17 protein-coding genes are annotated in these 22,302 nt (G+C 70.7%); 7 read left to right on the forward strand and 10 right to left on the reverse strand.

The window, feature by feature from the left end; genetic code table 11:
• Window positions 1-89 precede the first annotated feature (89 nt).
• The 3 genes from ACIHCQ_RS28555 to ACIHCQ_RS28565 are packed head-to-tail and all read right to left on the reverse strand — an operon-like array spanning window position 90 to window position 3,141.
• Window positions 90-1,382, reverse strand: coding sequence for an ABC transporter substrate-binding protein (locus tag ACIHCQ_RS28555; protein WP_399668289.1), 1,293 nt, complete (start codon window positions 1,380-1,382; stop codon window positions 90-92).
• Window positions 1,382-2,224 (reverse strand): carbohydrate ABC transporter permease, encoded by an 843-nt coding sequence (locus ACIHCQ_RS28560; RefSeq protein ID WP_399668292.1) that lies wholly within the window; start codon window positions 2,222-2,224, stop codon window positions 1,382-1,384. Before ACIHCQ_RS28560 ends, ACIHCQ_RS28555 begins: the two co-directional genes overlap by 1 nt.
• Window positions 2,221-3,141 (reverse strand): carbohydrate ABC transporter permease, encoded by a 921-nt coding sequence (locus tag ACIHCQ_RS28565; protein ID WP_399668295.1) that lies wholly within the window; start codon window positions 3,139-3,141, stop codon window positions 2,221-2,223. The genes ACIHCQ_RS28560 and ACIHCQ_RS28565 overlap by 4 nt, the downstream gene beginning before the upstream one ends.
• A 168-nt stretch (window positions 3,142-3,309) precedes the next feature.
• Here ACIHCQ_RS28565 and ACIHCQ_RS28570 point away from each other — a divergent pair, with 168 nt between their 5' ends.
• Window positions 3,310-4,170 (forward strand): phosphotransferase enzyme family protein, encoded by an 861-nt coding sequence (locus tag ACIHCQ_RS28570; RefSeq protein WP_399668713.1) that lies wholly within the window; start codon window positions 3,310-3,312, stop codon window positions 4,168-4,170.
• 28 nt (window positions 4,171-4,198) lie between these two features.
• Here ACIHCQ_RS28570 and ACIHCQ_RS28575 read toward each other — a convergent pair whose 3' ends face one another.
• From ACIHCQ_RS28575 to ACIHCQ_RS28585, 3 genes are all read right to left on the reverse strand, one after another.
• The gene (locus tag ACIHCQ_RS28575; protein WP_399668300.1) at window positions 4,199-6,058 is read right to left on the reverse strand and encodes a hypothetical protein; all 1,860 of its coding nucleotides are present in this window, start codon (window positions 6,056-6,058) and stop codon (window positions 4,199-4,201) included.
• The gene (locus ACIHCQ_RS28580) at window positions 6,055-7,116 is read right to left on the reverse strand and encodes an ATP-binding protein (RefSeq protein ID WP_399668303.1); all 1,062 of its coding nucleotides are present in this window, start codon (window positions 7,114-7,116) and stop codon (window positions 6,055-6,057) included. The genes ACIHCQ_RS28575 and ACIHCQ_RS28580 overlap by 4 nt, the downstream gene beginning before the upstream one ends.
• A gap of 194 nt (window positions 7,117-7,310) precedes the next feature.
• On the reverse strand, window positions 7,311-8,024 hold the full coding sequence (locus ACIHCQ_RS28585; protein WP_399668306.1) for a 3'-5' exonuclease: 714 nt from the start codon (window positions 8,022-8,024) through the stop codon (window positions 7,311-7,313).
• Window positions 8,025-8,184: 160 nt separating this feature from the next.
• On the opposite strand from ACIHCQ_RS28585, the gene ACIHCQ_RS28590 reads away from it, so the two are divergent.
• Window positions 8,185-8,949 carry a DUF5984 family protein gene (locus ACIHCQ_RS28590; RefSeq protein WP_399668309.1) on the forward strand — a complete coding sequence of 255 codons (765 nt, stop codon included), beginning with the start codon at window positions 8,185-8,187 and terminating at the stop codon, window positions 8,947-8,949.
• Between the two features lie 99 nt (window positions 8,950-9,048).
• Here the strand turns inward: ACIHCQ_RS28590 and ACIHCQ_RS28595 are convergent, their stop codons facing one another.
• Window positions 9,049-10,278 (reverse strand): SAV2148 family HEPN domain-containing protein, encoded by a 1,230-nt coding sequence (locus tag ACIHCQ_RS28595; RefSeq protein ID WP_399668312.1) that lies wholly within the window; start codon window positions 10,276-10,278, stop codon window positions 9,049-9,051.
• A 253-nt stretch (window positions 10,279-10,531) separates the two neighbouring features.
• Here ACIHCQ_RS28595 and glgX point away from each other — a divergent pair, with 253 nt between their 5' ends.
• On the forward strand, window positions 10,532-12,652 hold the full coding sequence (glgX, locus tag ACIHCQ_RS28600) for a glycogen debranching protein GlgX (protein WP_399668315.1): 2,121 nt from the start codon (window positions 10,532-10,534) through the stop codon (window positions 12,650-12,652).
• Window positions 12,653-12,785: 133 nt separating this feature from the next.
• Window positions 12,786-15,143, forward strand: coding sequence for a malto-oligosyltrehalose synthase (treY, locus tag ACIHCQ_RS28605; protein WP_399668318.1), 2,358 nt, complete (start codon window positions 12,786-12,788; stop codon window positions 15,141-15,143).
• A 207-nt stretch (window positions 15,144-15,350) separates the two neighbouring features.
• On the opposite strand, the gene ACIHCQ_RS28610 is transcribed toward treY, so the two are convergent.
• Entirely contained in the window at window positions 15,351-15,905 is a 555-nt protein-coding gene (locus tag ACIHCQ_RS28610) for an FHA domain-containing protein (RefSeq protein ID WP_399668321.1), read from the reverse strand.
• A gap of 234 nt (window positions 15,906-16,139) precedes the next feature.
• Here ACIHCQ_RS28610 and ACIHCQ_RS28615 point away from each other — a divergent pair, with 234 nt between their 5' ends.
• On the forward strand, window positions 16,140-17,024 hold the full coding sequence (locus tag ACIHCQ_RS28615; protein ID WP_399668324.1) for a GNAT family N-acetyltransferase: 885 nt from the start codon (window positions 16,140-16,142) through the stop codon (window positions 17,022-17,024).
• A gap of 21 nt (window positions 17,025-17,045) precedes the next feature.
• Here ACIHCQ_RS28615 and ACIHCQ_RS28620 read toward each other — a convergent pair whose 3' ends face one another.
• Window positions 17,046-18,416: a GH1 family beta-glucosidase gene (locus ACIHCQ_RS28620; RefSeq protein WP_399668329.1), complete on the reverse strand. Its 1,371-nt coding sequence runs from the start codon at window positions 18,414-18,416 to the stop codon at window positions 17,046-17,048.
• 88 nt (window positions 18,417-18,504) lie between these two features.
• Between ACIHCQ_RS28620 and treZ the strand changes: the two genes are divergently transcribed.
• Both treZ and ACIHCQ_RS28630 read left to right on the forward strand, forming a co-directional pair.
• Window positions 18,505-20,265: a malto-oligosyltrehalose trehalohydrolase gene (gene treZ, locus ACIHCQ_RS28625; RefSeq protein WP_399668332.1), complete on the forward strand. Its 1,761-nt coding sequence runs from the start codon at window positions 18,505-18,507 to the stop codon at window positions 20,263-20,265.
• 43 nt (window positions 20,266-20,308) lie between these two features.
• On the forward strand, window positions 20,309-21,307 hold the full coding sequence (locus ACIHCQ_RS28630; protein ID WP_399668335.1) for an aldo/keto reductase: 999 nt from the start codon (window positions 20,309-20,311) through the stop codon (window positions 21,305-21,307).
• 7 nt (window positions 21,308-21,314) lie between these two features.
• Here the strand turns inward: ACIHCQ_RS28630 and ACIHCQ_RS28635 are convergent, their stop codons facing one another.
• Window positions 21,315-22,271, reverse strand: coding sequence for a hypothetical protein (locus ACIHCQ_RS28635; RefSeq protein ID WP_399668338.1), 957 nt, complete (start codon window positions 22,269-22,271; stop codon window positions 21,315-21,317).
• Window positions 22,272-22,302: the final 31 nt, after the last annotated feature.

A 22,302-nucleotide genomic window follows, 5' to 3' on the forward strand; every position in this document is an offset into this window, starting at 1 on the left:
GCGCGGGCGGGGGGGGGGGGGGGGGGGGGGGGGGGGGGGGGGGGGGGGGGGGGGGCCCCCCCCCCCCCCCCCCCCACACCCCCGCCGGGTCAGCGCTGGTAGCGGGCCAGAACCAGGTTGCCGTCCTTCACCAGCCGCTTCTTCAGCTCCGCCGCGTCGATCGCGCCGCTGTAGTACTCCTGGAGCGCCGGCGTCGCCACCTTGTCCTTCCACTCCGGGTAGCCCCGCACCGACTGCGCCGGCGCCGAGCGCAGGTCCCGCGCCAGCTCCGCGCCCGTCGCCCAGCCGTCCTTCTCGGTGTGCAGCGACGCGTCCGCCAGGGCCGCCGTACCCGTCGGCAGCATCCAGTCGCCCTTCGCCAGCCGTACCATGTTCGCCGGTTGCAGCATGAAGTCGATGAACTGCGCCGCTTCCTTCTTGTACGGGCTGTCCTCCGCGACGGACAGCGTCTGCGGGCTCACGCCCTGAGCCAGGCCCTCGGACCCGGCCGGCGCGGGCAGCACTGTCCACTCGAAGCCCTTCGGCGCCTGCTGCACTATCTGCTGCCGGTACGAGAACCCCAGCGGAACCATCGCGTACTTGCCGCCGAAGAATCCGGGCAGCGTGTCCGAGCCGCCCATCCCCAGGGTCGTACGGGAAGCGCTCTTGTCCCTGTTGACCTGGTCGTGGACGGTGCCGGGCACCACGCCGTCGCCTTCCGCGAACCGGACCGTGACCTTGCCGTCCTCACCTCGGTGGAACAACTGCCCACCCGCGGAGAGCCCGAGGTTGAGCGTGACGGAGACCGGCTCCTTCAGCGGCCAGGCGACTGCGTACTTCCCCTTCCCCGTCTTCTCGGTGAGCGTCTTGGTCACCTGGCCGAACTCCTCCCAGCTCCAGGGCTCGGCCGCCGTGGGCACGCGGACCCCGGAGGATTCGAGGAGCTTCTTGTTGGCGATCAGGACGCGCGGCTCCTGGAGGAAGGGGACGCCGTAGACCCCCTTGTCGAAGGTCACCGTCTCCCAGCTCTGCCGCGGGATGTCCGCCTTGAGGCGCTCGGGCAGCAGCTCGCTCAGATCCGCGAGGTAGCCGCCGTACGCGAAGTCGGCGAGGTCGTCGGAGGCGTCGTGGATGATGTCCGGCGCCTCGCCGCCCTCGAAGGAGGTCAGCAGCTGGTCGTGGACGCTGTCCCAGCTGCCCTGGACGTACTGGACCTGGACGCCGGGGTGGCTGGCGTTCCACTCCTTCACCAGTTCCTTGTTGGCGTCGACGGACTCCTTCTGCCAGGCCAGGGACTGGAAACGCAGCCTGATCGTCCCGTCGGTGTTCTGTCCGTCGTCCGAACATCCCGTCAGCAGCAGCGCGCATACGGCCGCGGAGGCGGCGAATCTCTGTGGTCGCATCAGCTCTTCACCGCCCCGGTCAGCATCCCGCCGGTGATCCGCCGCTGGATGATCGCGAAGATGACGAGTGAGGGAATCGTCGCGAGGAACGCGGCTGCCGCGAGCGGCCCGAGGTCCGCGACGCCCTCCGCGCCGAGGAAGTGGGTGAGGACGACAGGCAATGTCTGCTTCTCCGGGGTCTTGAGCAGGACGAGCGCGAAGAAGAACTCGTTCCACGCGGTGATGAACGCGAACAGCGCGGTGGCGACAATGCCGGGGGCGAGCAGCGGCGCGGTCACCGAGACGAGGGTGCGTACCTTGCCCGCGCCGTCGACGGAGGCGGCCTCCTCCAGCTCGGGCGGCACAGCCCGTACGTACCCCACGAGCATCCAGAGCGCGAACGGCAGCGACCAGACGACGTACACCATGATCAGTCCGAACAGGGTGTTGATCAGATGCAGGTTCTTCAGGATCAGGAACAGCGGAATGATCACCAGGACGAACGGGAACGCCTGGCTGACCACGACCCAGCCGGTGGCGGCGGTGGAGAGCCTGCCGCGATGCCGGGCCATGACGTACGCCATGGGTGTCGCGATGACGACGGCGATCAGCGCGGCGGACAGGGCGGCGATCAGGCTGTTGGCGGCGGCCTGGAGGAGGGGCTGTTCGTCGAAGGCCTGCCGGAAGTTGTCGAGGGTCGCATCGCGCGGGATCCAGGTGGGGTGGAGGGAGCCCAGTTCGCGTGGCGGCTTGAAGGCGGTGGAGATCAGCCACAGGAACGGGAAGGCGAGGAAGACGAGATAGCAGAGGAGCGCGACGTACTGCCCGGCGCGCCCGGACCTGCTGGTGCGGAGCGTCGTCACGTCTCGTCCCCTCCCTTGAGCCGTCCTACGAGGTAGAGGGCGAGCATCACCGAGATCACCGCGACCATGACGCAGCCCATCGCGGCGGCGTACCCGAACTGGCCGTAGCGGAAGGCCTCTTCGTAGGCGAAGAGCATGGGGAGGCGGGTGCGTCCGCCGGGCCCGCCGTTGGTGAGCACGTACACCAGGGCGAAGGCGTTGAAATTCCAGATGAAGTTGAGCGCGGTGATGGCGAGCGCGACGGGTTTGAGCGCCGGCCAGGTGACGGTACGGAACCGGCGCCAGGCCCCCGCGCCGTCGAGCGCGGCGGCTTCGTGGAGTTCGTGCGGGGTGTTCTGGAGCCCGGCGAGCAGCGCGACGGTGGTCTGCGGCATACCGGCCCAGATGCCGACGACTATCACGGCGGGCAGGGCGGTGGCGAGGCCGGTGAGCCAGTCCCGGCCGTCGCCGAGGCCGAGGTCGCGGATGGTTTCGTTGAGGATGCCCGCGTCGGGGTTGTAGACGAGCCGCCACATGATGCCGACGACCACCTCGGGCATGGCCCAGGGAATGATCGCGAGGGCCCGCGCCAGCCAGCGGAAACGGAGGTTCTGGTTGAGCAGGAGGGCAAGGCCGAGGGCGAGCGCGAACTGCGGGACGGTCACGCCGACCGCCCAGAGCAGGCCGATCCGGAAAGAGTCCCAGAAGAGGGTGTCGTGGAGGAGGTCGCGGAAGTTCAGCGTGCCGATCCACTCGGTGGGCTCGGTGCGGCCGGCCTGGGAGTCGGTGAAGGCGAGCGAGATTCCGTAGAGCAGCGGTCCGACGCTGAGTACGAGAATCGGGATGAGGGCGGGCAGTACGAGGAACCAGGCCCCGTGGTCCACCGGCTTTCCCGCACTCGGCTTACCGGACCGCGGTGGTGCGGTCACTAATGTCATATATTGGTCCCCTTCGGGCGGCTCATCCTGGTCTGGCCGCCCTGGCGGCCCCCGTCATCGTGCTGACGGCCCGTTGGTTCGTCAAGCCAACCTGCACGGATGCGAGACTTTGCCCCCATGAACGCCGGGAACGCCAGAAACGCCATGAACGCCAGGAACACAGACGCCTTGGACGAGACACGCGCACGCGACGTACTGACGGCCGCCGGGCTCCCTTCCGGCGCGGCGCTGCTGGCGCTGGGCGAGAACGCGGTGTTCCGGGCGGACGAGGTGATCGTCAAGGTCGGCCGGTACGTCAAGGATCCGGTGCTGCTGGCGCGGGCGGAGCGTGAACTGGCCATCGGCGCCTGGCTGGCGGAGGCGGATGTCCCCGCGGTCCGGCCCGCCGAGCCGAAGGCCCGTGTGGTGGAGGGCCACCCGGTGACGCTCTGGCACCGCCTCCCGGACGCGGTACGCCCGGCGGAAGCGGCGGATCTGGCGCGGCTGCTGCTCCTGATCCACGCGCTGCCGTCCCCTTCCTTCTCCCTCCCGCGGCGCGAACTGCTCGGGGGCGTCGAGCGCTGGCTGAGCCTCGCGGGCAACGCGATCGACCCGGCCGACGCGGACTATCTGCGCGAGCGCCGTGACGGTTTCGCCGAGGCGGCCTCCGCGCTGACCCCGCACCTGCCCCCGGGCCCGATCCACGGCGACGCGCTCCCCCGGAACGTCCATGTGAGCCCGGAAGGACCGGTCCTGGTCGACCTGGAGACGTTCTCCGCGGATCTGCGGGAGCACGATCTGGTGGTCATGGCGCTCTCCGAGGACCGCTACGGCCTCGCACCCGGGGCGTACGAATCGTTCACGGAGACGTACGGCTGGGACGTCCGCGCATGGGAGGGCTGCACGGTCCTGCGGGGCGCCCGCGAAACGGCGAGCTGCGCCTGGGTGGCCCAGCACGCACCGACGAACCCGAAGGCGCGGGCGGAGTTCCGGCGCCGGGTGGCCTCCCTGCGGGACGGCGCGCCGGAGGTCCGCTGGTATCCGTTCTGATGAGCCCGGGGAAACCCGTGCGGCGTCGTCAGCTCATCGCGAAGACCGGGCCCCGCGGGGTGAACGGCAGCTTCCCGCCCCGCGGGATCAGGTAGGCGTGCTCCCTGCGGACCCGCAGGACATCGCACTCCGCGTCCGTGATGATCAGCACGGGCGCGGTCGGCGGGAAGTCCTCCGCCCGCAGGAGCAGGTCCACGCCCGGCTGCAGGACCGTGCCGCCGCGTCCCCGGACCTTGACCCGGCCGGCGATCTCGGTCACCGGCAGATAACCCGCGTCGAAGGGAGCCGCGTCGCACATCACCACGCGCGCCGCCGCCACGTCGCGGGCGGTGGCATACGAGGCGATGGCGCCCAGCGCCTTGCCGAGCATCGCGCGCTCCATCGAACCCGACGTGTCCAGCACGACGCCGAAGGTACAGCGGGCCACTTCGTCCGGCGGGAAGTGCCGCCCCGCGCGTGGGATGTCGGGCGTTGCCGCCTGCCGTCGGGACGGCCTCGCGTAGCTGCGTACGGCCTCGGGGCGTGGCACGTACTCGTCGAACCAGCGGGCCAGCTTGGCGTCCCACGGCACGGGCGGATGGCTGAGCGCGCGGATCTCCTCGACCAGACCGGCGGGGAGCAGGCCTCGTCGGCCACGGTGCAGGTCGAAGCCGTTGACCAGGCCGCGCCGGTAGAACTCGTCCAGGTCCGTCCACTCCCCCGGCGCGGCAGGCCGGAACAGCGGTTCGCCCAGCACGTCGCCGCGCCCCTTGCCGCGCAGGGTGGCGAGACGGCGGGCCCGGCGCAGGTCGGTGGTGATCCGGTCGTAGACCTCCTCGGCGGACATGCCGCTGAACAGCGGGTCGTACAGCAGCCCCTCCGGCATGTCGCCGACGCCCATTTCGAGCAGCCAGCCGTTGATCACGTAGTCGGCTGCGACGTTGAAGAGGAACGGGTCGCGGGTGCCGTTCCGGTCGCCGTGGCGCAGTGCGGCGTGCAGCATCTCGTGGGCGAGGACGAACCGCCACTCCTCGTCGGTCTGGCGGCGCAAGGGATTGATGTAGATCTCGCCGGCCCGCGCGCTGACCGCGGCGATCGAGATGTCGTGGGCACGGGCCAGTTCGGCGTCGGCGACCAGCGTCATACCGGCCGCGATACCGCCGAGCAGGGGGTACGAGGACACGAACCAGTTGAGGGCGCGCTCCCAGGGCTGCGGCTCCGTGCGCTCCCCGGTGAGGGCGTCGCGGCGACCGCCCGCCACGTCCATCGCGGCGGAGACCCTGCGGGTGAGGGCGCGGGCGAGGGCGTGCGACCAGTCGGGCGGGTCCTGCCAGCGGTTCGTCCAGGGCTTGAGGAGCTGATCGGGCTCGCCTTCGCCCGCCGTACCGCAGTTGGCGTACTGGGGCGGGATGCCGCTGCGGCGCCAGCCGGCGGCAAGCTTCTCCTCGTCACCGTCCGGCCAGGCTTGCGGCAGGAACTCGGGGGGCTCGCCCACCGGCATGGTGGCCAGGAACCGGTTGACGACGACGCAGCGGGCTGTCAGCTCGTACGCGTCGGGCTGCTCGCGGGGCGCTGCGTCGGCGACCGCGGGGACATGGTCGAAGCCCAGGTGGAGAAGGGCGTGGGCCAGGGCCCACGCCCAGGCGGCGGGCTCGGCCTTACGGTGCGGATTGGCGTGCAGGACACCGTTGGAGTCGACGGTGACCAGGCCCCGCTGGGGGTGGTCGGTGCAGTCGGGGTCCCGGCAGTGGGTGCCGGGCAGCGCGTGCAGAGCCGAATTGCGGGAGAGCAGAACGCGCCCGGCGGCGTATGCGGCGGCGGCCGCCTCCTTGAGCCGGGCGTCGGGCCCGCCCTTCCCGCGGCCCTTGCCTCCTTTGCCGTTGCCTCCTTTGCCGCCATTGCCGCTCACCGGCGGGCCTCGACCAGACGCGGCATGTCGCGCGCGGCCTCGACAAGGAACCAAGCGGGCAGCACCGGCTGGTCGTCAGAGCTGTCGGCGATGACGGTCTGCGCGACCTCGACGGAGATCTCGGCGAGCTGGACAAGCAGCGACTTGGCCCGGAACGCGGTCTGCCGCACGGCGGAGGAGACATGCTCCTTGTTGGCGGGCAGTTCCTTGATGAGGCGGCCCCGGAAGGCGTCGGCCAGGTAGTAGAGCAGGTCGCGGTCCTCGACGCGGCGCGGCCAGGAGGCATCGCCCTTGAGGATGGCGTCGAGTCCGTACACATGACGGACGATCTTGGCGTAGCCGCAGAACGACACGGCGTGCGCCGGGGTGAGCGTGCCGTGCACGATGACCTGGAGGGTGGTCTCATCCAGGTCATCGCCGAAGGAGTGCAAGGCGTCCGAAAGCATGTGCCAGGAGCGCGGGGTGGAGAACGGCTCCTCGGTCTTGGGCGGCTTGGACCACAGGTGGTCGGGGCGGTCTATGAGGTAGTCGACGACCCAGGGGTGGATGCCGGACTCCGCCGCCCACACGAGCCAGTCGGTGCTGGAGGCCCGCAGGTGCACATGGGTCAGGCGGTTGACGAGGGCGGAGGCGATGGGCCGGGCCAGCGCGTTGTCGGTGGCCCGGTTGCCCGCGCCGATGACGATGCTGCCGGGCGGGAGTTCGTAGTTCCCGATCCGGCGGTCGAGGATCAGCGAGTAGAACGCCTTCTGCACGTCGGGCGTCGCGGCGTTCAGCTCATCCAGGAAGAGGCAGTACGGTTCGTCACGCGCGATGGCCTCGGGCGGGCAGAACCGCGACCGTCCGTCGACGATCTGCGGTACGCCGATCAGGTCCTCGGGCGCAAGCTGCGTGCCGAGCAGGCTGACGCATTCAAGTCCCAGTGATTCGGCGAACGCCTTGACCAGTGAGGACTTGCCGATCCCGGGTGAGCCCCACAGGAACACCGGCCGCACGGTCGCGAGACCGAGCAGCAACTCGGGTACCTGGGTGGGCGTAATGGTGATCGTTGCCTGCACGCGCGGGCTCCTCGGGCATTGGGGGGGTGGCGCGCGGGGCGCGGCTTCGTGCCGCCCAGTGTGTGGGCTCGTGATGGACCACGCACCCTATTTCCGCGCCGGCCCGCTCTCGCACCGGAAGAACCCGGTGAGCCCGGTGAGCCCGGTGAGCCCGGTGAGCCCGGTGAACGGCTCGGAGGGCCCTGACCAACTCGTCAGTCTCTGCTCGGGATGACCGGCCAGTCCGGCTCGACCACCGCCGTCGGGTTCGCCGTGCGGCGCAGATACTGCTGCAGCGACGCCGACTGCTCCGCAGCCGCACGCACTTGAAGGTCATGCAGATCCGCCAACGGCATCATCCCGATGGGCTCGTGCTGCTCTGCCATGCGCCGCACCACGCGCGCGGCGGCCACCGCGTCCGCGCTCGCGTTGTGCGCGTCGTCCAGCGTCACGCTGTAGTGGGCGCACAGCGCGTGAAGGGCGCGCTTGCCCCTGCGGTACTTGTCCACATGCTTGTCCAGCACCAGAGGGTCGATGACAGGCGCGAGCACCGTGCCCAGCCGGTCGGCTATCGAATGGACCCCGTACCGCCGGCATTCGCGCTCCAGCAGCGACAGGTCGTACCGGGCGTTCATCACCACCAATGGCGTCCCGGAACGCAGCACCCCGGCGAGAGCATGCGCGATCTCCTCGATCGCGGAAGCGGCCGAGGCCCCGTGCTCGCGGGCATGGGCCGTCGAAATGCCGTGAATCGCAGAAGCCTGCTCGGGGATCACCACCCCGGGGTTGAGCAGCCAGGTCCGTTCCTCCGAGATGGCCCCGTGCGACTCCAGCCGCACCACTGCCGCTGTGACGATACGGTCGGTCTCCACGTCGGTGCCCGTGGTTTCCAGGTCGAAGGCCACCAACGGCCCACTCATCCAGCCCATCACTCGGCTCCCGTTCCGGTGGTGTCCGGATACCGGCCGACCAGTGGTTCCCGATGCCAAGCCATAGTGGCCCTCCTTCATGGTGCGGCGGTGCGTTCCCCCAACAGGCATTCACCCTCCCACGCGCCACTGACAACGAGAGACCAGGGACACTGGGGCGGTGACCCACACCGACCCCGCGATTCGCCTCCGCTTCGGACTGACTCCGTTGGACCGGGTCGGCGCCTGGGGCGGTGAGCGTCCCGTACTGCACTGGTTCGGGCTGACCGACGGCTGGTACTGCATCGACCTCGGCGGCCATGAAGTGCTGCGCTACTCCAAGCGCACCTCCCGGGAACCGGACCATCCCTATGTGGACTACTACGTCGTTCGCCTGTGGGAAGACATGCTCGCGCTCGTCTCAGGGGCGATGGAGCCAGTGCCGCCGGACTTGGCGGACGTCGCCGCCGAAATGTCGCCGGACTGGAACTGGGTGGACACGCCGGAAGCCGAGGCCGCGGTGGACTGGCACAGCGCGGGCTTCCTGTACACGGATTACCTGCGCGTCGCTCCGCACGTCCGCTGCTGGCGCACCCTCGTCGGCGACGACGACACCGTGACCGTCGCCTGGGAGCACCAGCCGGACCCGGAGGGTGCGATCGAGTTCGCCGGCCCGCAGACCGGCCGGGTGACCATGCCGACGAGCGAGTTCCTCGCGGCGGTGATCGAATTCGACCGGGCGCTGCTGGCCGCGATGGACCAGCGCATCAGCGAGCTGGAAGCGCTGGAAGAGTCAGGCCGGGCGGCCGTGCCCGGTGTTGAGCTGGACCTGGAGCAGTTGTGCCGTGAGCACCTGGACCGGGCTGCCTGGCTGCGGCGCGCCCGGGACCGCGATCCGGCCACCGACTGGGACGCCGTACGGGCCGGTGTACGCATGCTCCGCTGACCGACGAACCGGAGAGAGCGCGATGACATCACCGACACCGGCCGTCGTGAGCGGCGGACCCGGCACCGGAAAGACGATCAGCGCCATGTGATCAGCGCTTCAGGAAACGGGGCGAGAGTCCGCCCACACCGACTCGAACTCCTCCCGGTACGTCTGGAACAGCCCGTTCTCGCCGTCATAGCCCGCCGTGACCACCGCACGCCCGCCCCGCAACACCAGCACCGGCGCCTCCATCCCCCGCGCCCGCCGCAAGTACGACTGGATGACCGCGAGGCCGTCCGGGCCGTCGCCGTCCACCAGGTACGCCGTGAAGCGCGGCGTCTCGTCGAAGACGTGGATCTCGAACGCGCCCGGGTCCCGCAGGCGGGAGCGGACGCGGCGCATATGGAGGATGTTCATTTCCACCGTACGGCTCAACTCCCCCTTCTTCAGGCCCAGTTCACGCTCGCGCCGCTTCACCGCGCTGCTCGCCGGGTTCAGGAAGAGCAGCCGCACCCGGCAGCCCGATTCGGCCAGCCGGATCAGTCTTCGGCCGGAGAAGTTCTGAACCAGCAGGTTCAGTCCTATGCCGATCGCGTCCACGCGGCGCGCTCCGCCGAAGAGGTCTTCGGCGGGGAGCTGGCGCTGCAGGCGGACCCGGTCCGGATGGACCGAGACCACGTCCGCGTAGCGGTCGCCGACGAGGTCCTCGACCGCGTCGACCGGGAGCCGGTCCGCCGAGGGGACGCCCGCGCCGCTGCCCAGTATCTCCAGCAGGCGCGCCGACGCGCGCTCCGCCTGCGCGAGGACCGCCTCGTTCAGCGCGCGGTTGCGGGAGACGACATTGCGCGCCACCTCCAGCTCGTCCAGTGCCAGTTCGACCTCGCGCCGGTCGTCGAAGTACGGCTCGAAGCACGGCCAGTGCTGGACCATGAGCTCGCGCAGCTGCGGCAGCGTGAGGAAGGACAGCACATTGTCGTCCGCCGGATCGAGCAGATAGCCCTTGCGGCGCGAGACCTCCCGTACCGCCACCGCCCGCTGCACCCACTCCTGCCCCGCCGGGCCCGCCGCGGCCACCACCCAGTCGTCGCCGTGCACCGGCTCGTAGATGGGGCGCAGCACCGCGGCGACCACCGCCCGCAGCCGTTGCTCGACCAGGTTCAGCCAGATGTACGCCCGCCCGGCCCGCTGCGCCCGCGTACGCACCTCGCTCCAGGCGTCCGCGTCCCAGTCCAGTTCCGCCCCGATCTCCATCGGCCGCGCCAGGGAGACCGCTCCGGGCGGGATGCCGGCGGATTCCCCCTCGTGACCACCGTCACCGGGGGGTAGCTCCAGCCCTCCCGAGCTCACCCGCGTACCGCCTTCCCTACCCCTTCAAAGATCAAGGAAGACTACTCCGCCTGTGCGACACGACGCATCGGATCGACAACGTCCTTTCCCAACCCTCCATGCCATGAAGGACCGCTTTGCCGGTTATGAGGGAGAATAAAGTGTTGTACGCGCCGTCCTCACCGGCGTCAGCCGCCCCACCCGCGATACTTTCAGGGAACATCTGGGCCAAGTGCCCCCCAGCACCCGGATCAGAAGTGGAAGAGTCATATCTATGCAGGTCTGGCCGGGACAGGCGTATCCGCTCGGCGCCACCTACGATGGCGCCGGCACGAACTTCGCGGTGTACTCAGAAGCCGCCCGACGAATTGAGTTGTGCCTGCTGTACGACGACGGCTCGGAGACCGCGGTGGAGCTGCGGGAGTCCGACGCCTTCGTACGGCACGCCTATCTGCCCGGCATCATGCCGGGCCAGCGGTACGGATTCCGGGTCCACGGCCCGTACGCCCCCGAGCGCGGGCAGCGCTGCAATTCCGCGAAACTCCTCCTCGATCCGTACGCGCGTGCGATCAGCGGCTCCGTCGAGTGGGACGAGTCGGTCTACGGCTACCACTTCGGCAAGCCCGATTCGCGCAATGACATGGACTCCGCGCCGCACACGATGACCTCGGTCGTCGTCAATCCGTACTTCGACTGGGGCGACGACCGGCCGCCGCGTACCGAGTACCACCGCACGGTGATCTACGAGGCCCATGTGAAGGGCCTGACCATGCTCCACCCGGAGCTGCCGCCGGAGCTGCGCGGTACGTACGCGGGGCTCGCGCACCCCGCCGTCATCTCCCATCTGACCGAGCTGGGCGTCACCGCGCTCGAACTGATGCCGGTGCACCAGTTCGTTAATGATCATCGGCTGGTGGACGCCGGGCTGAACAATTACTGGGGCTACAACACCATCGGTTTCTTCGCCCCGCACAACACCTACGCGTCCTGGGGCGACCGCGGCGAACAGGTCCTGGAGTTCAAGCAGGCCGTGCGGGCGCTGCACAAAGCGGGCATCGAGGTCATCCTCGATGTGGTCTACAACCACACGGCGGAGGGCAACCACCTGGGGCCCACACTGTCCTTCCGGGGGCTGGACAACGCCTCGTACTACCGCCTTTCCGAGGACCGCCGCTACCACACCGACACGACCGGCACCGGAAACTCCCTGCTGATGCGCAGCCCCCATGTGCTGCAGCTGATCATGGACTCGCTGCGGTACTGGGTGACCGAGATGCACGTCGACGGTTTCCGCTTCGATCTGGCGGCGACACTGGCCCGCCAGTTCCACGAGGTGGACCGGCTGTCGTCGTTCTTCGACCTGGTCCAGCAGGACCCGGTGGTCAGCCAGGTGAAGCTGATCGCCGAGCCGTGGGACGTCGGCGAGGGCGGCTACCAGGTGGGGAATTTCCCGCCGCTGTGGACCGAGTGGAACGGAAAATACCGCGATACGGTACGCGACCTGTGGCGCGGCGAGCCCCGAACGCTGGCGGAATTCGCGTCCCGGCTGACCGGCTCGTCCGATCTCTACCAGGACGACGGGCGCCGCCCGCTCGCCTCCATCAACTTCACCACCTGCCACGACGGCTTCACGCTGCACGACCTGGTCTCGTACAACGACAAGCACAATGAGGCCAACGGCGAGGGCAACCGCGACGGCGAGAGCCACAACCGGTCGTGGAACTGCGGGACCGAGGGCGAGACCACCGACCCCGAGGTCCTCGATCTGCGCGACCGGCAGATGCGTAACTTCATCGCGACGCTGATGCTCTCGCAGGGCGTGCCGATGCTCAGCCACGGCGACGAGTTCGCCCGTACGCAGGGCGGCAACAACAACGCGTACTGCCAGGACAACGAGGTCTCCTGGGTCCGCTGGCCGGAGCCGGGCGCGGACGAGACGGGGACGCTGCTGGCGTTCACCCGGGCGATGGTGTGGCTGCGGCGCGACCACCCCGTATTCCGGCGGCGGCGCTTCTTCCACGGCCGTCCGGTGGAGGGGACGCACGACGAGCTGTCGGACATCGCCTGGTTCACCCCGGAGGGTGAGGAAATGGTCCAGCGGGACTGGCAGGCGGCGCACGCCAAGGCCCTGTCGGTGTTCCTGAACGGCCATGCGATCTCGGAGCCGGGAGGGCGGGGCGAGCGGATCTCCGACGACTCATTTCTGCTGATGTTCAACGCGAGCGCGGAGGATCTGGATTTCGCGGTGCCGGTGAACCACGGGCGGCAGTGGCAGGTGGTCGTGGACACGGCGAGGAAGGAGGGCGTGCCGCCGGGGGCGGGCCCGGAAGTGGCGGCCGGGGAGCGGGTGCGGCTGGTGGGGCGGAGCCTGGTGGTGCTGCGACGGCCTGCGTAGGGCCGGGCTGGCCTGCGTGGGGGGCCGGGCCTACGTAGGGCCGGGCTGGTCTGCGTGGGGCCGGAACGCTCCCGGGGCTGAATTTGCGGGCGGATGTGACGCGGAACCCCGCCAACTGGGTACGTACGTTCGCATGACGCCCACCGCCACCTACCGGCTCCAGCTCCAGCCGGATTTCCCCTTTCGGGCCGCCGAGCAGGCCGTCCCGTATCTCGCCGAGCTCGGCGTCTCGCATCTGCACCTCTCGCCGGTGCTGGAGGCGGTCCCCGGGTCCAGGCACGGCTACGACGTCGTGGACCCCGCCCGCGTACGGGAGGAGTTGGGCGGCGAGGAGGGCCTGCGCCGGCTCGCCCGTACGGCACACGCCCACGGGCTCGGGCTGGTCCTGGACATCGTCCCGAACCATATGGCCGCCGTGCCGGGCCACAACCCGGCCCTGTGGGAGGTGCTGCGCGAGGGCCCCTCGTCCCCCTACGCCCGCTGGTTCGACATCGACTGGGCAGCGGGCGGCGGGAAGATCCTGCTGCCGGTGCTCGCGGGCCGGATCGGCGACGAGCTGGGCGCGCTGCGGGTCGAGGGGGACGTACTGCACTACGGGGAGCAGCGCTTCCCGCTGCGATCGGCCACCGCGCACCTGCCGCTGCCCGAGCTGCTGGACGCGCAGTGGTACCGGCTCGCCTGGTGGCGGCTGGCCAGGACCGAGCTCAACTACCGCCGCTTCTTCACCATTTCGGACCTGATCGGGGTACGAGTCGAGGACCCCGAGGTCTTCGACGCGACCCACGGGAAGATCCTCGAACTGGTTCGGGACGGGGTCGTGGAGGGCCTGCGGGTGGACCATCCGGACGGTCTCGCCGACCCGGAGGCGTATCTGGGGCAGCTGTCCGAGGCGACGGGAGGAGTGTGCTGGATCGTCGTCGAGAAGATCCTCACCGGGGACGAACGGCTGCCGCCCGGCTGGCCGGTCGCCGGTACGACGGGCTACGACGCCCTGCACCACATCGACGGCCTGTTCGTCGACCCGACGGGTGAGGCCGAACTCGCCGGACAATACAGGGAGTTCGCCCGCCCGGCCGGTGACCGCGGCGGCTACTGGGAGGCGACGGTGCGCCGCGCAGCGTACAAGGTGGTCACCCATGAACTGGCCGCCGAGACCGCGGTGCTCACCCGCCTGGCTTCGCGGGTGTGTGCCGCGGACCTCGCGCTGCGTGACCATGCTCCGTGGGCGTTGCTCGCGGCGGTACGGGAGCTGCTGGTGCGGGTCCCCGTCTACCGTCCGTACCGCATCGGCGGCGAGACGGCGCTGCCCGCGGAGGCGGCGGACAGCGCGAAGACGGCGTTCGCGGTCGCCGAGGAGGCCACGGCGGTCGATGTGGTGCGGGATCTGGCGCTCGGGCGGCTCGGCGAGGGCGCGGCCGAGGGCACGGATGAGGCGGCGTTCCGGTCGCGCTTCGCTCAGACCGCGTCCGCGCTGCGCGCCAAGTCGGTGGAGGACACGGCCTTCTACCGGTACGCGCCGCTGATCTCGGCGAACGAGGTGGGCGGGGACCCGGGGAGCCCGGCGGTCGGCCCGGAGATGTTCCACGCGTACTGCGAGCGGCTGGCGCGCGACTGGCCGACAACGGGGACGGTGCTGTCCACGCACGACACCAAGCGGAGCGCGGATGTACGGGCGAGGATCGCCGTGCTCTCCGAGTGCCCGGAGCGGTGGGCGGACTTCCTGGGGCGCATCACGGCGGAGGCCGACCAGGTGGACGGCGGGCGCGCGCCCGATCCGCAGCTGGCGTGGGTGGCCTGGCAGACCGCGGTCGGATTCGCCGTCCCGTCCGCGGAGACCGCGCGGCTGGAGGCGGCGCTGCTGAAGAACGTACGGGAGGCGGGGCTGCACACCAGCTGGACGGAGCCGGACCCGGCGTACGAGCGGGCGGTGACGGCGTTCGTCGGGGCGGGTCCGGCGGGTCCGCCGCTGCACTCGGTGGCGCGCTTCGCGCGCGAGCTGGATCCGTACGTACGGGCGAATGTGCTGGGGGCGGCGCTGGTACATCTGACGATGCCGGGGGTGCCGGACCTCTACCAGGGTACGGAGCGCGAGTATCTGGCGCTGGTGGACCCGGACAACCGGGAGCCGTTCCGGCAGTGCCCGCCGACCGAGAAGACGGCCCTGACGAGGGCGGCGCTGCGGCTGCGGCGGGAGCGCCCGGAGGTCTTCGGCGCGTCGGGCACGTACACACCGCTGCGCGCGAGCGGCCCGGCGGCCGGGTACTGCCTCGCTTTCTGCCGCACGGGCGAGGTGATCACGGCGGTGACGCGGCTCTCGCTGCGGCTGGAGCGGGCGGGGGGGTGGGCGGGGACGGAGCTGACGCTGCCGGGGGGGCGGTGGGTGGATCTGCTCGCTCCGGAGCAGCGGGAATTCGGGGGTGGGGGCGCTGTAGGGCTGGCGGAGCTGTTCGGGGAGCGGGGGGTGGCGTTGCTGGGGCGGGTGGGGGGGTAGGGGGGCGGTGCGGGTGCGGTGCGGTGCGCGTGCGGGTTGCGGTGGTGCGGGTGGCGCCTGCGGCGGGCTTTTCCCTACCCGCCACTTCCCGAACTGGGGGCGCTGCCCCCAGACCCCCGGTCCTCAATCGCCGGACGGGCTGGATTTCCCAGCCCCGTCGGCCTTTGAGGCGCGGAGGTTCGGGGGCAGCGCCCCCGACCAGGGACGTCAGCGTTCCGTGAGGCGGAAGCTCATGCGGCCGAAGCCCACCATGTCCCCGTGGTGCACCACCACCGCGCCCGTCACCCGCTGCCCATTCACCGTCGTGCCGTTCGTCGAGCCGAGGTCGCGCAAGACCCACAACGCACCCCGCTGGCTCAGCTCCGCGTGCAGCCGCGAGACCGTGTCATGGCTCAGCCGCAGCCCGTTCGCCGGATCGCGGCCGATCCGCAAGGGGTACGGGCCGGGTTCCGGCAGCAGCAGCGGGGGGAGCTTCTCGGCCTGCCAGGCTCTGCGCAGCCGTACCGAGAACGCGGACACCCGGCCCACCGCGCGGTACAGCCGCCGGGAGAGGCGGCCTCCGCCCCCGGTTTCGAGGTCGGCGGTCAGGGCCCGCAGCTCCTCCGAGTGGCGGGCGGCCAAGGCGAGTTCCATCCGGTGCAGGAAGGTGTCGTGCGACAACTGGCCCTGAGCCGCCCCCTCCCTGAGCACACCGAGCACACGGTCGCGCTCGACGTCCGAGAGCCGAGCGGGATACGTGTGGAACTCGAAGGAGGAGGTCACATACGAGATTGTCGGGCCGACGGGCCAGGGTGTCCAGAAGCAACTGCCCTGGCAGAGAAAAGCGGTGGACGGGTGGGCGGAGAGCCGATTAGCGTGGCCGCGACGCCAGTGACCGAGGGAAGGAGGCGAGAGCAGTGCACACCACACGATTCCCGCGCTCCCGCCCCGTCCACCGGGCGTTCACTGTCTGACCGGGAGCGCGCCACCGCACATCCTTTCCCGGAGGCATTTCCCATGACCGATCTGGTCATCCGCGCGCTCAGCGAGAGCGACGCACAGCTTTTCCACTCCCTGCCCGACCCGCTCTCCACGGGCACGGCGCTGGCCCGTGCCACGCACCGCCCCCACTGGAAGCGGGTCGCTCTGCGCGACGGCAAGGTCGTCGCGCGGGCCGCCTGGTGGGGCGGGCCCGATGACGAAACCCCCGTCAACCTCAACTGGTTCGACATCGCCGAGGGCGAGGAGGAGGCAGGCGCCGAGCTGCTGCGCACCTCCCCGTTCCAGGTCGAGTACGAACTGATCCTGCCGGCCGGCTGGCGCGCGGACCCCGTGGCCCTCGCGGCCGGTGAGGCCAGGATCCGGGCCGCTTCGGCGGCCGGGATGAAGGTGCTCGTGGAGCGCTACCGGTACCACTGGACGCCGTCGTGCGGGCTGCCCGAGCGACCCGGGCGGCTGGAGTTCAGGCCTGAGCCCGACGACGCCGTGATCCTCGACGTACTGCGCCGCGTCCACTCCGTGACCCTGGACGCGCACGCGCTGCGCGCCATCGCCGAGTCGGGGGTGGACCAAGCCGCGCAGGAGGAGCTGGACTTCTTCCACTGGTGCCCGTCGCCGCGCGAGTGGTGGCAGCTGGCGTACACACCGGAAGGGGAGCTGGTGGGCATTCACGTTCCGGCCCACAACCCGTCCGGTCCCTGTGTCGGCTTCATCGGCGTCGTACCGGAGCAGCGCGGCAACGGCTACGCGTACGACCTGCTCGCCGAGTGCACGCACTTCCTGGTGGAGCAGGGCGCCGAGTTCATCGCGGGCGCCACCGATCAGGGCAACTTCCCGATGGCGGCGAACTTCGCCAAGGCCGGGCACCCGATCACCGAGGAGCGGATCCACTTCACCCCGTAGGTGAGACAGGCGCGGGGGCGGCTACGGACGCCCCCGCGCCGATCGGATCCGCTGCGCCGCGATCGCGTCCCGGTACCAGCCGTACGACGCCTTCGGCGTCCGCTCCAGCGTCTCGTAGTCGACATGGACCAGGCCGAAGCGCTGCGACGTGCCCTCCACCCACTCGATGTTGTCGGTGAGGGACCAGGTGAAGTAGCCGCGCACATCGACCCCCGCCTCCATCGCCTCGCGCAGCGACCGCAGATGAGCGTCAAGGAACTCGATACGTCGCTGGTCGTCGAGGCCGTCGTACGAGCAGCCGTTCTCGGTGATGTACACCGGCGGCAGCCGATCCCCGAATCGCTCCTTGAGCAGTACGAGCAGCTCGCGCAGCCCGTCGGGAACGACCGGCCAGTCGAAGTCGGTGCGCTGTTCACTCTCGATGTTCCGCAGTCCGAAGGGGAGTTCCGCGGGCATGGTGGCGCCCGCGAACTCCCCGAGGGCGTCCGCGGCGGGCGCGCCCACGAGCATGGGTTGGTAGTAGTTCACGCCGTACCAGTCGAGCGGCGCGGAGATGACGGCGAGGTCCTCGGCGACCGGACCCGGCATCAGCGCGGCGAAGTTCTCGTCGGGGTAGCGACCCGTCAGGATGGGGTCGGCGAACAGCCAGTTGGTGAGGGTGTCGTACAGCTCCGCGCCGAACCGGTCCTCGTCGCTCGTCCCCGCCGTCCGTACCGGCGAGTGGGAGAGCGCGATGCCGATGTTCGCGGCGCCCGCCGCGCGCAGCGCCTGGACGGCGAGGCCGTGCGCGAGCAGCTGATGGTGGGCGGCGGGCAGCGCGTCGAAGAGGAGCTGCTTGCCGGGCGCGTGTTCGCCGAGCCCGTAGCCGAGCAGGGTGACCTCGGCCGGTTCGTTGATCGTGATCCACATCGGTACGCGGTCGGCGAGCCGCTCGGCGACGATCGAGGCGTACTCGGCGAACCGGGCGGCAGTGTCGCGGTTCAGCCAGCCGCCCGCCTCGTCCAGCGGGAGCGGGGTGTCCCAGTGGTAGAAGGTGGGCGCGGGCGTGATGCCGTGGGCGCACAGTTCGTCCACGAGCCGGTCGTAGAAGTCGAGCCCTGCCGCGTTGACCGGGCCGCTGCCGCCGGGGATAACACGCGGCCAGCTGACCGAGAAGCGGAAGGCGTCCGCGCCGAGCCCGGCGAGCAGGGCGACGTCCTCGCGGTAGCGCGCGTGGAAGCCGGTGCCGCGCGAGGCGTCGGCGCCGTCCTTGATACGTCCCTGGGCGGCGAAGGCGTCCCATCCTGAGGGTCCCTTGCCTTCCGCGTCGGCGGCTCCCTCCGTCTGGAAGGCGGAGGCGGACGCGCCCCAGAGGAAGCCGGGCGGGAAGGCGGGCAGCGGCGGCATCGTCATGACCCGTGACCTTAATGGTCCAAAGGACGCCGCTTCCAGACCCCGATCTTGCCAGGATGGGGGCTCACCGACGACGAGGGGACCACCAGTGCTGTTCGAGGTGTGGGCGCCGCAGGCCGATGACCGGGTCACGCTGTGGTTGGAGGGTGTGGAGCACCCCATGGAACCCGTGGAACGCGCCGAGGACCGCCCGGGCTGGTGGCGGGCGGAAGCCGAGGCGACGGACGGCGCGCGGTACGGCTTCGCGCTGGACGGCGGGCATGTGCTGCCCGATCCGCGCTCGCGCCGCCAGCCCGAGGGCCCGGACGGCATGAGCGCGGTGGTCGACCAGAGCGCGTACCAGTGGGCCCACGAGTGGGCGGGGCGCGGGCTGCGGGGCGCGGTTGTGTACGAGCTCCACGTCGGCACGTACACCCGCGAGGGCACCTTGGACGCGGCGGCCGGACGGCTCGGCGAGCTCGCCGAGTTGGGGATCACGCATATCGAGCTGATGCCGCTGTGCCCCTTCCCCGGTGTGCACGGCTGGGGGTACGAGGGTGTGTCGCTGTGGGCCGTGCATGAGCCGTACGGCGGGCCGGAGGCGCTCAAGCGCTTTGTCGACACGGCGCATGGCCATGGCCTGGGGGTGGTGCTGGACGTGGTCCACAACCACCTCGGCCCGTCCGGGAACTATCTGCCCGCCTTCGGCCCGTACTTCACCGAAACCCACCACACGCCCTGGGGTTCGGCCGTCAACCTCGACGCTCCCGGTTCGGACGAGGTCCGCGCGTATCTGCTGGGCAGCGCGCTCGCCTGGCTGCGCGACTACCGGCTGGACGGGCTGCGCCTGGACGCCGTTCACGCGCTCGCCGACACGCGGGCGCTGCCGTTCCTGGAGGAGCTGTCCGCCGCCGTCGACGCGCTCTCCGGCGAGCTGGAGCGGCCCCTGTTCCTGGTCGCCGAGTCGGATCTGAACGACCCGCGGACGACGACCCCGCGCGGTATGTGCGGTCTGGGCCTGCACGCGCAGTGGAACGACGACTTCCACCATGCCCTGCACACCGCCCTGACCGGCGAGTCCCAGGGCTACTACGCCGACTTCGCCGCCGCTCCGCTGGCCGCGGTCGCCAGGACGCTCACCCACGGGTTCTTCCACGACGGTACGTATTCGAGCTTCCGGGGCCGTACGCACGGCCGCCCGCTCGATCTGACGACGACCGCCGCCCACCGCTTCCTGGGCTATGCCCAGACCCACGACCAGATCGGCAACCGGGCGCTGGGCGACCGGCTCTCGGCGCTCCTGTCCCCCGGGCTGCTGGCGTGCGCCGCCACGCTGGTGCTGACCGGGCCCTTCACGCCGATGCTGTTCATGGGCGAGGAGTGGGGGGCCCGTACGCCCTGGCAGTTCTTCACCGACCACACCGACCCGGAGCTGGCGGAGGCCGTACGCAACGGCCGGCGGCGGGAGTTCGCGGCGCACGGCTGGGCGGCGGACGACATCCCGGACCCGCAGTCCGCGCTGACACGGGAGCGCTCCTGCCTGGACCGGACAGAGCGGGAAAGGGAGCCGCACGCCCGGCTGCTGGCCTGGCACCGCGCGCTGATCGCCCTGCGGCACACGCAGCCGGATCTGACCGATCCGGACCTGGCGGCGGTGAACGTGGCGTACGACGAAGGGGCGCGCTGGCTGGCGTACCGGCGCGGGGATCTGCGTATCGCGGTCAACCTCGCCAAGGAGCCGGCGGCGATCCCGCTGGGCGGGAGCGGGGTTGGGCGGGTGCTGGCGGCCTGGGAGCCGGTCCGGCCGCCGGGCGCGGACGGGCTGTTGCGCCTGCCGCCGGAGTCCTGTGTCGTACTCGCCGACGGCTGAAATGCCTGTCTTTGAGTGCGCTTCACCTCCTACTGTCGCTGTCATGAAGCAACGGAATCTTGGCAGGACGGGTCTACGTGTCAGCGAGCTGTGTCTCGGCACGATGAGCTTCGGCGACGACGCCGGCGGACATCGCGTCCTCGACGCCTTCACCGAGGCGGGCGGCACCTTCATCGACACCGCCGACATGTACGCGCGCGGCGCGTCGGAGGAGATCCTCGGCCGCTGGCTCAAGGGGCGCAGGCGCGAGGACCTCGTCATCGCGACCAAGGTGTGGGGCCGGATGGGCGACGCGCCCAACGACGGCGGGCTGAGCCGCAAGCACATCCTCGCGGCGGTGGAGGCGAGCCTGCGCCGCCTCAACACGGACTACATCGACCTGTACCAGACCCACCTCTGGGACCCGACGACCCCGGTCGAGGAGACCCTCGCCACGCTCGACACCCTGGTCAAGGCGGGCAAGGTCCGCTACCTGGGCGCGAGCAATGTCTCCGCCTCGCAGCTCCAGCGCTCGCTGGACCTGGCGCGTCACCGCGGCTGGGAGCCGTACGTCTGTCTCCAGCCGCTCTACAACCTGCTGAGGCGCGAGGCGGAGTGGGAGCTGGGGCCGCTCTGCGAGAGCGAGGGCATCGGCGTCATTCCGTACAGCCCGCTCTCGGGCGGCTGGCTGACCGGCAAGTACCGGCGCGGCATGACGTCCGTGCCCGCGGACTCGCGCGAGGCCGCGTTCCAGGAGCGGTCCGGCAAGGAGGGCTGGCGGGAGCGGGACACGGAGGAGACCTGGCGGGTCGTGGACGCGGTGGAGGAGGTGGCGGCGGAGGCGGGCCGTACGCCGTCGCAGGTGGCGCTGCGCTGGCTGCTGGAGCGGCCCGCCGTCACCGCGCCGATCATCGGGCCGCGTACGGCCGAGCAGTTGACGGACAACCTGGGCGCGGTGGGCTGGGAGCTGACGCCGGAGCAGACCGCGAAGCTGGAGGAGGCGAGCGCGCGCCCGCTGCCGTATCCGTACGACTTGCTGACGCAGCGCCCAACTCACCACTGAGGCTTGATCAGGCGTCGTCGTCCTCGGCCACCAGCCGCTCCAGCAGCTCCTGAAAGTCGTCGCCGACGACGAGCCGCAGCCCGTCGCCGTCCTCGTCGCGGTCGCTGAGCTGGGTGAGGGTGCCCTCGCGCCACCAGTAGACGTACGGGCTGATGGCGCCGGGAGTGTCGGCGTACCCGGAGGCCGCGAAGGAGGCCATGGCGTTGAGCGCGGAGACCATGCCGGTGTCGTGGATGGCGTGGAAGGCGAGCTGGTGGCGGAAGGGTATCGCCACCAGCGCGCCGTCGGAGGTCAGCTGCTCCCCGGTGACCTGCCGTACGACGGATTCCAGCGCCAGGACGCGGCTGGCGGTGTAGAAGGAGTCGCCGAGGAGCACCTCGAAACGCATGCCTCCGGAGTCCTTGACGGTCTCATGGCCTTCGAGGGGCAGGCCGCGGAGGTTGTAGAGGGCCTGGTCGCGCAGATACGGCAGGTCGCCGAGCGGTTCCAGCGCCTCGTCGGTGAGCATCATGACGCTCTCCGGGAGGTCGAGCGCGAGGATCTCGTACAGGCCGGGGGCCACGTCGCGCGCGTAGGTGAAGTTCTCCGGGTTGAGTCCGTCGGCGCCGACGACCCGGGGGTAGATCTGGGCGCGGATCTGCTCGGTCGGCAGAGTGTCCAGCGCGGAGGGCGCCGCCATGGTGCGCAGCACCATGCCGACGTGCTGGCGGACCACTTCGGGCCAGGTGCGCGGCCCGCGCTGGTCGTTGTGGCAGACGGCGGCGAGGTTGGCGAGACCGAACTGGCGGCCGTCGCTGTCGGAGACCACATCGGCGTAGACATCCACTTCCAGGCCGTGTTCGGCGAACGCCTCCCGCACCTGGGAGCGGAACCGCGCGCCCTCGTCGCCCGAGAAGAAGGGGAACCCGGCGTCCCGGGGCGCATCGCGTCCGTCACGCTTCGGCCCTCGCCGGAAGAACCCCACGTCTACCGCCTTCGCTCGCAGTGCTCAGGAA

Source organism: Streptomyces sp. NPDC052236 (genome assembly GCF_044548015.1).
Classification (GTDB): domain Bacteria; phylum Actinomycetota; class Actinomycetes; order Streptomycetales; family Streptomycetaceae; genus Streptomyces.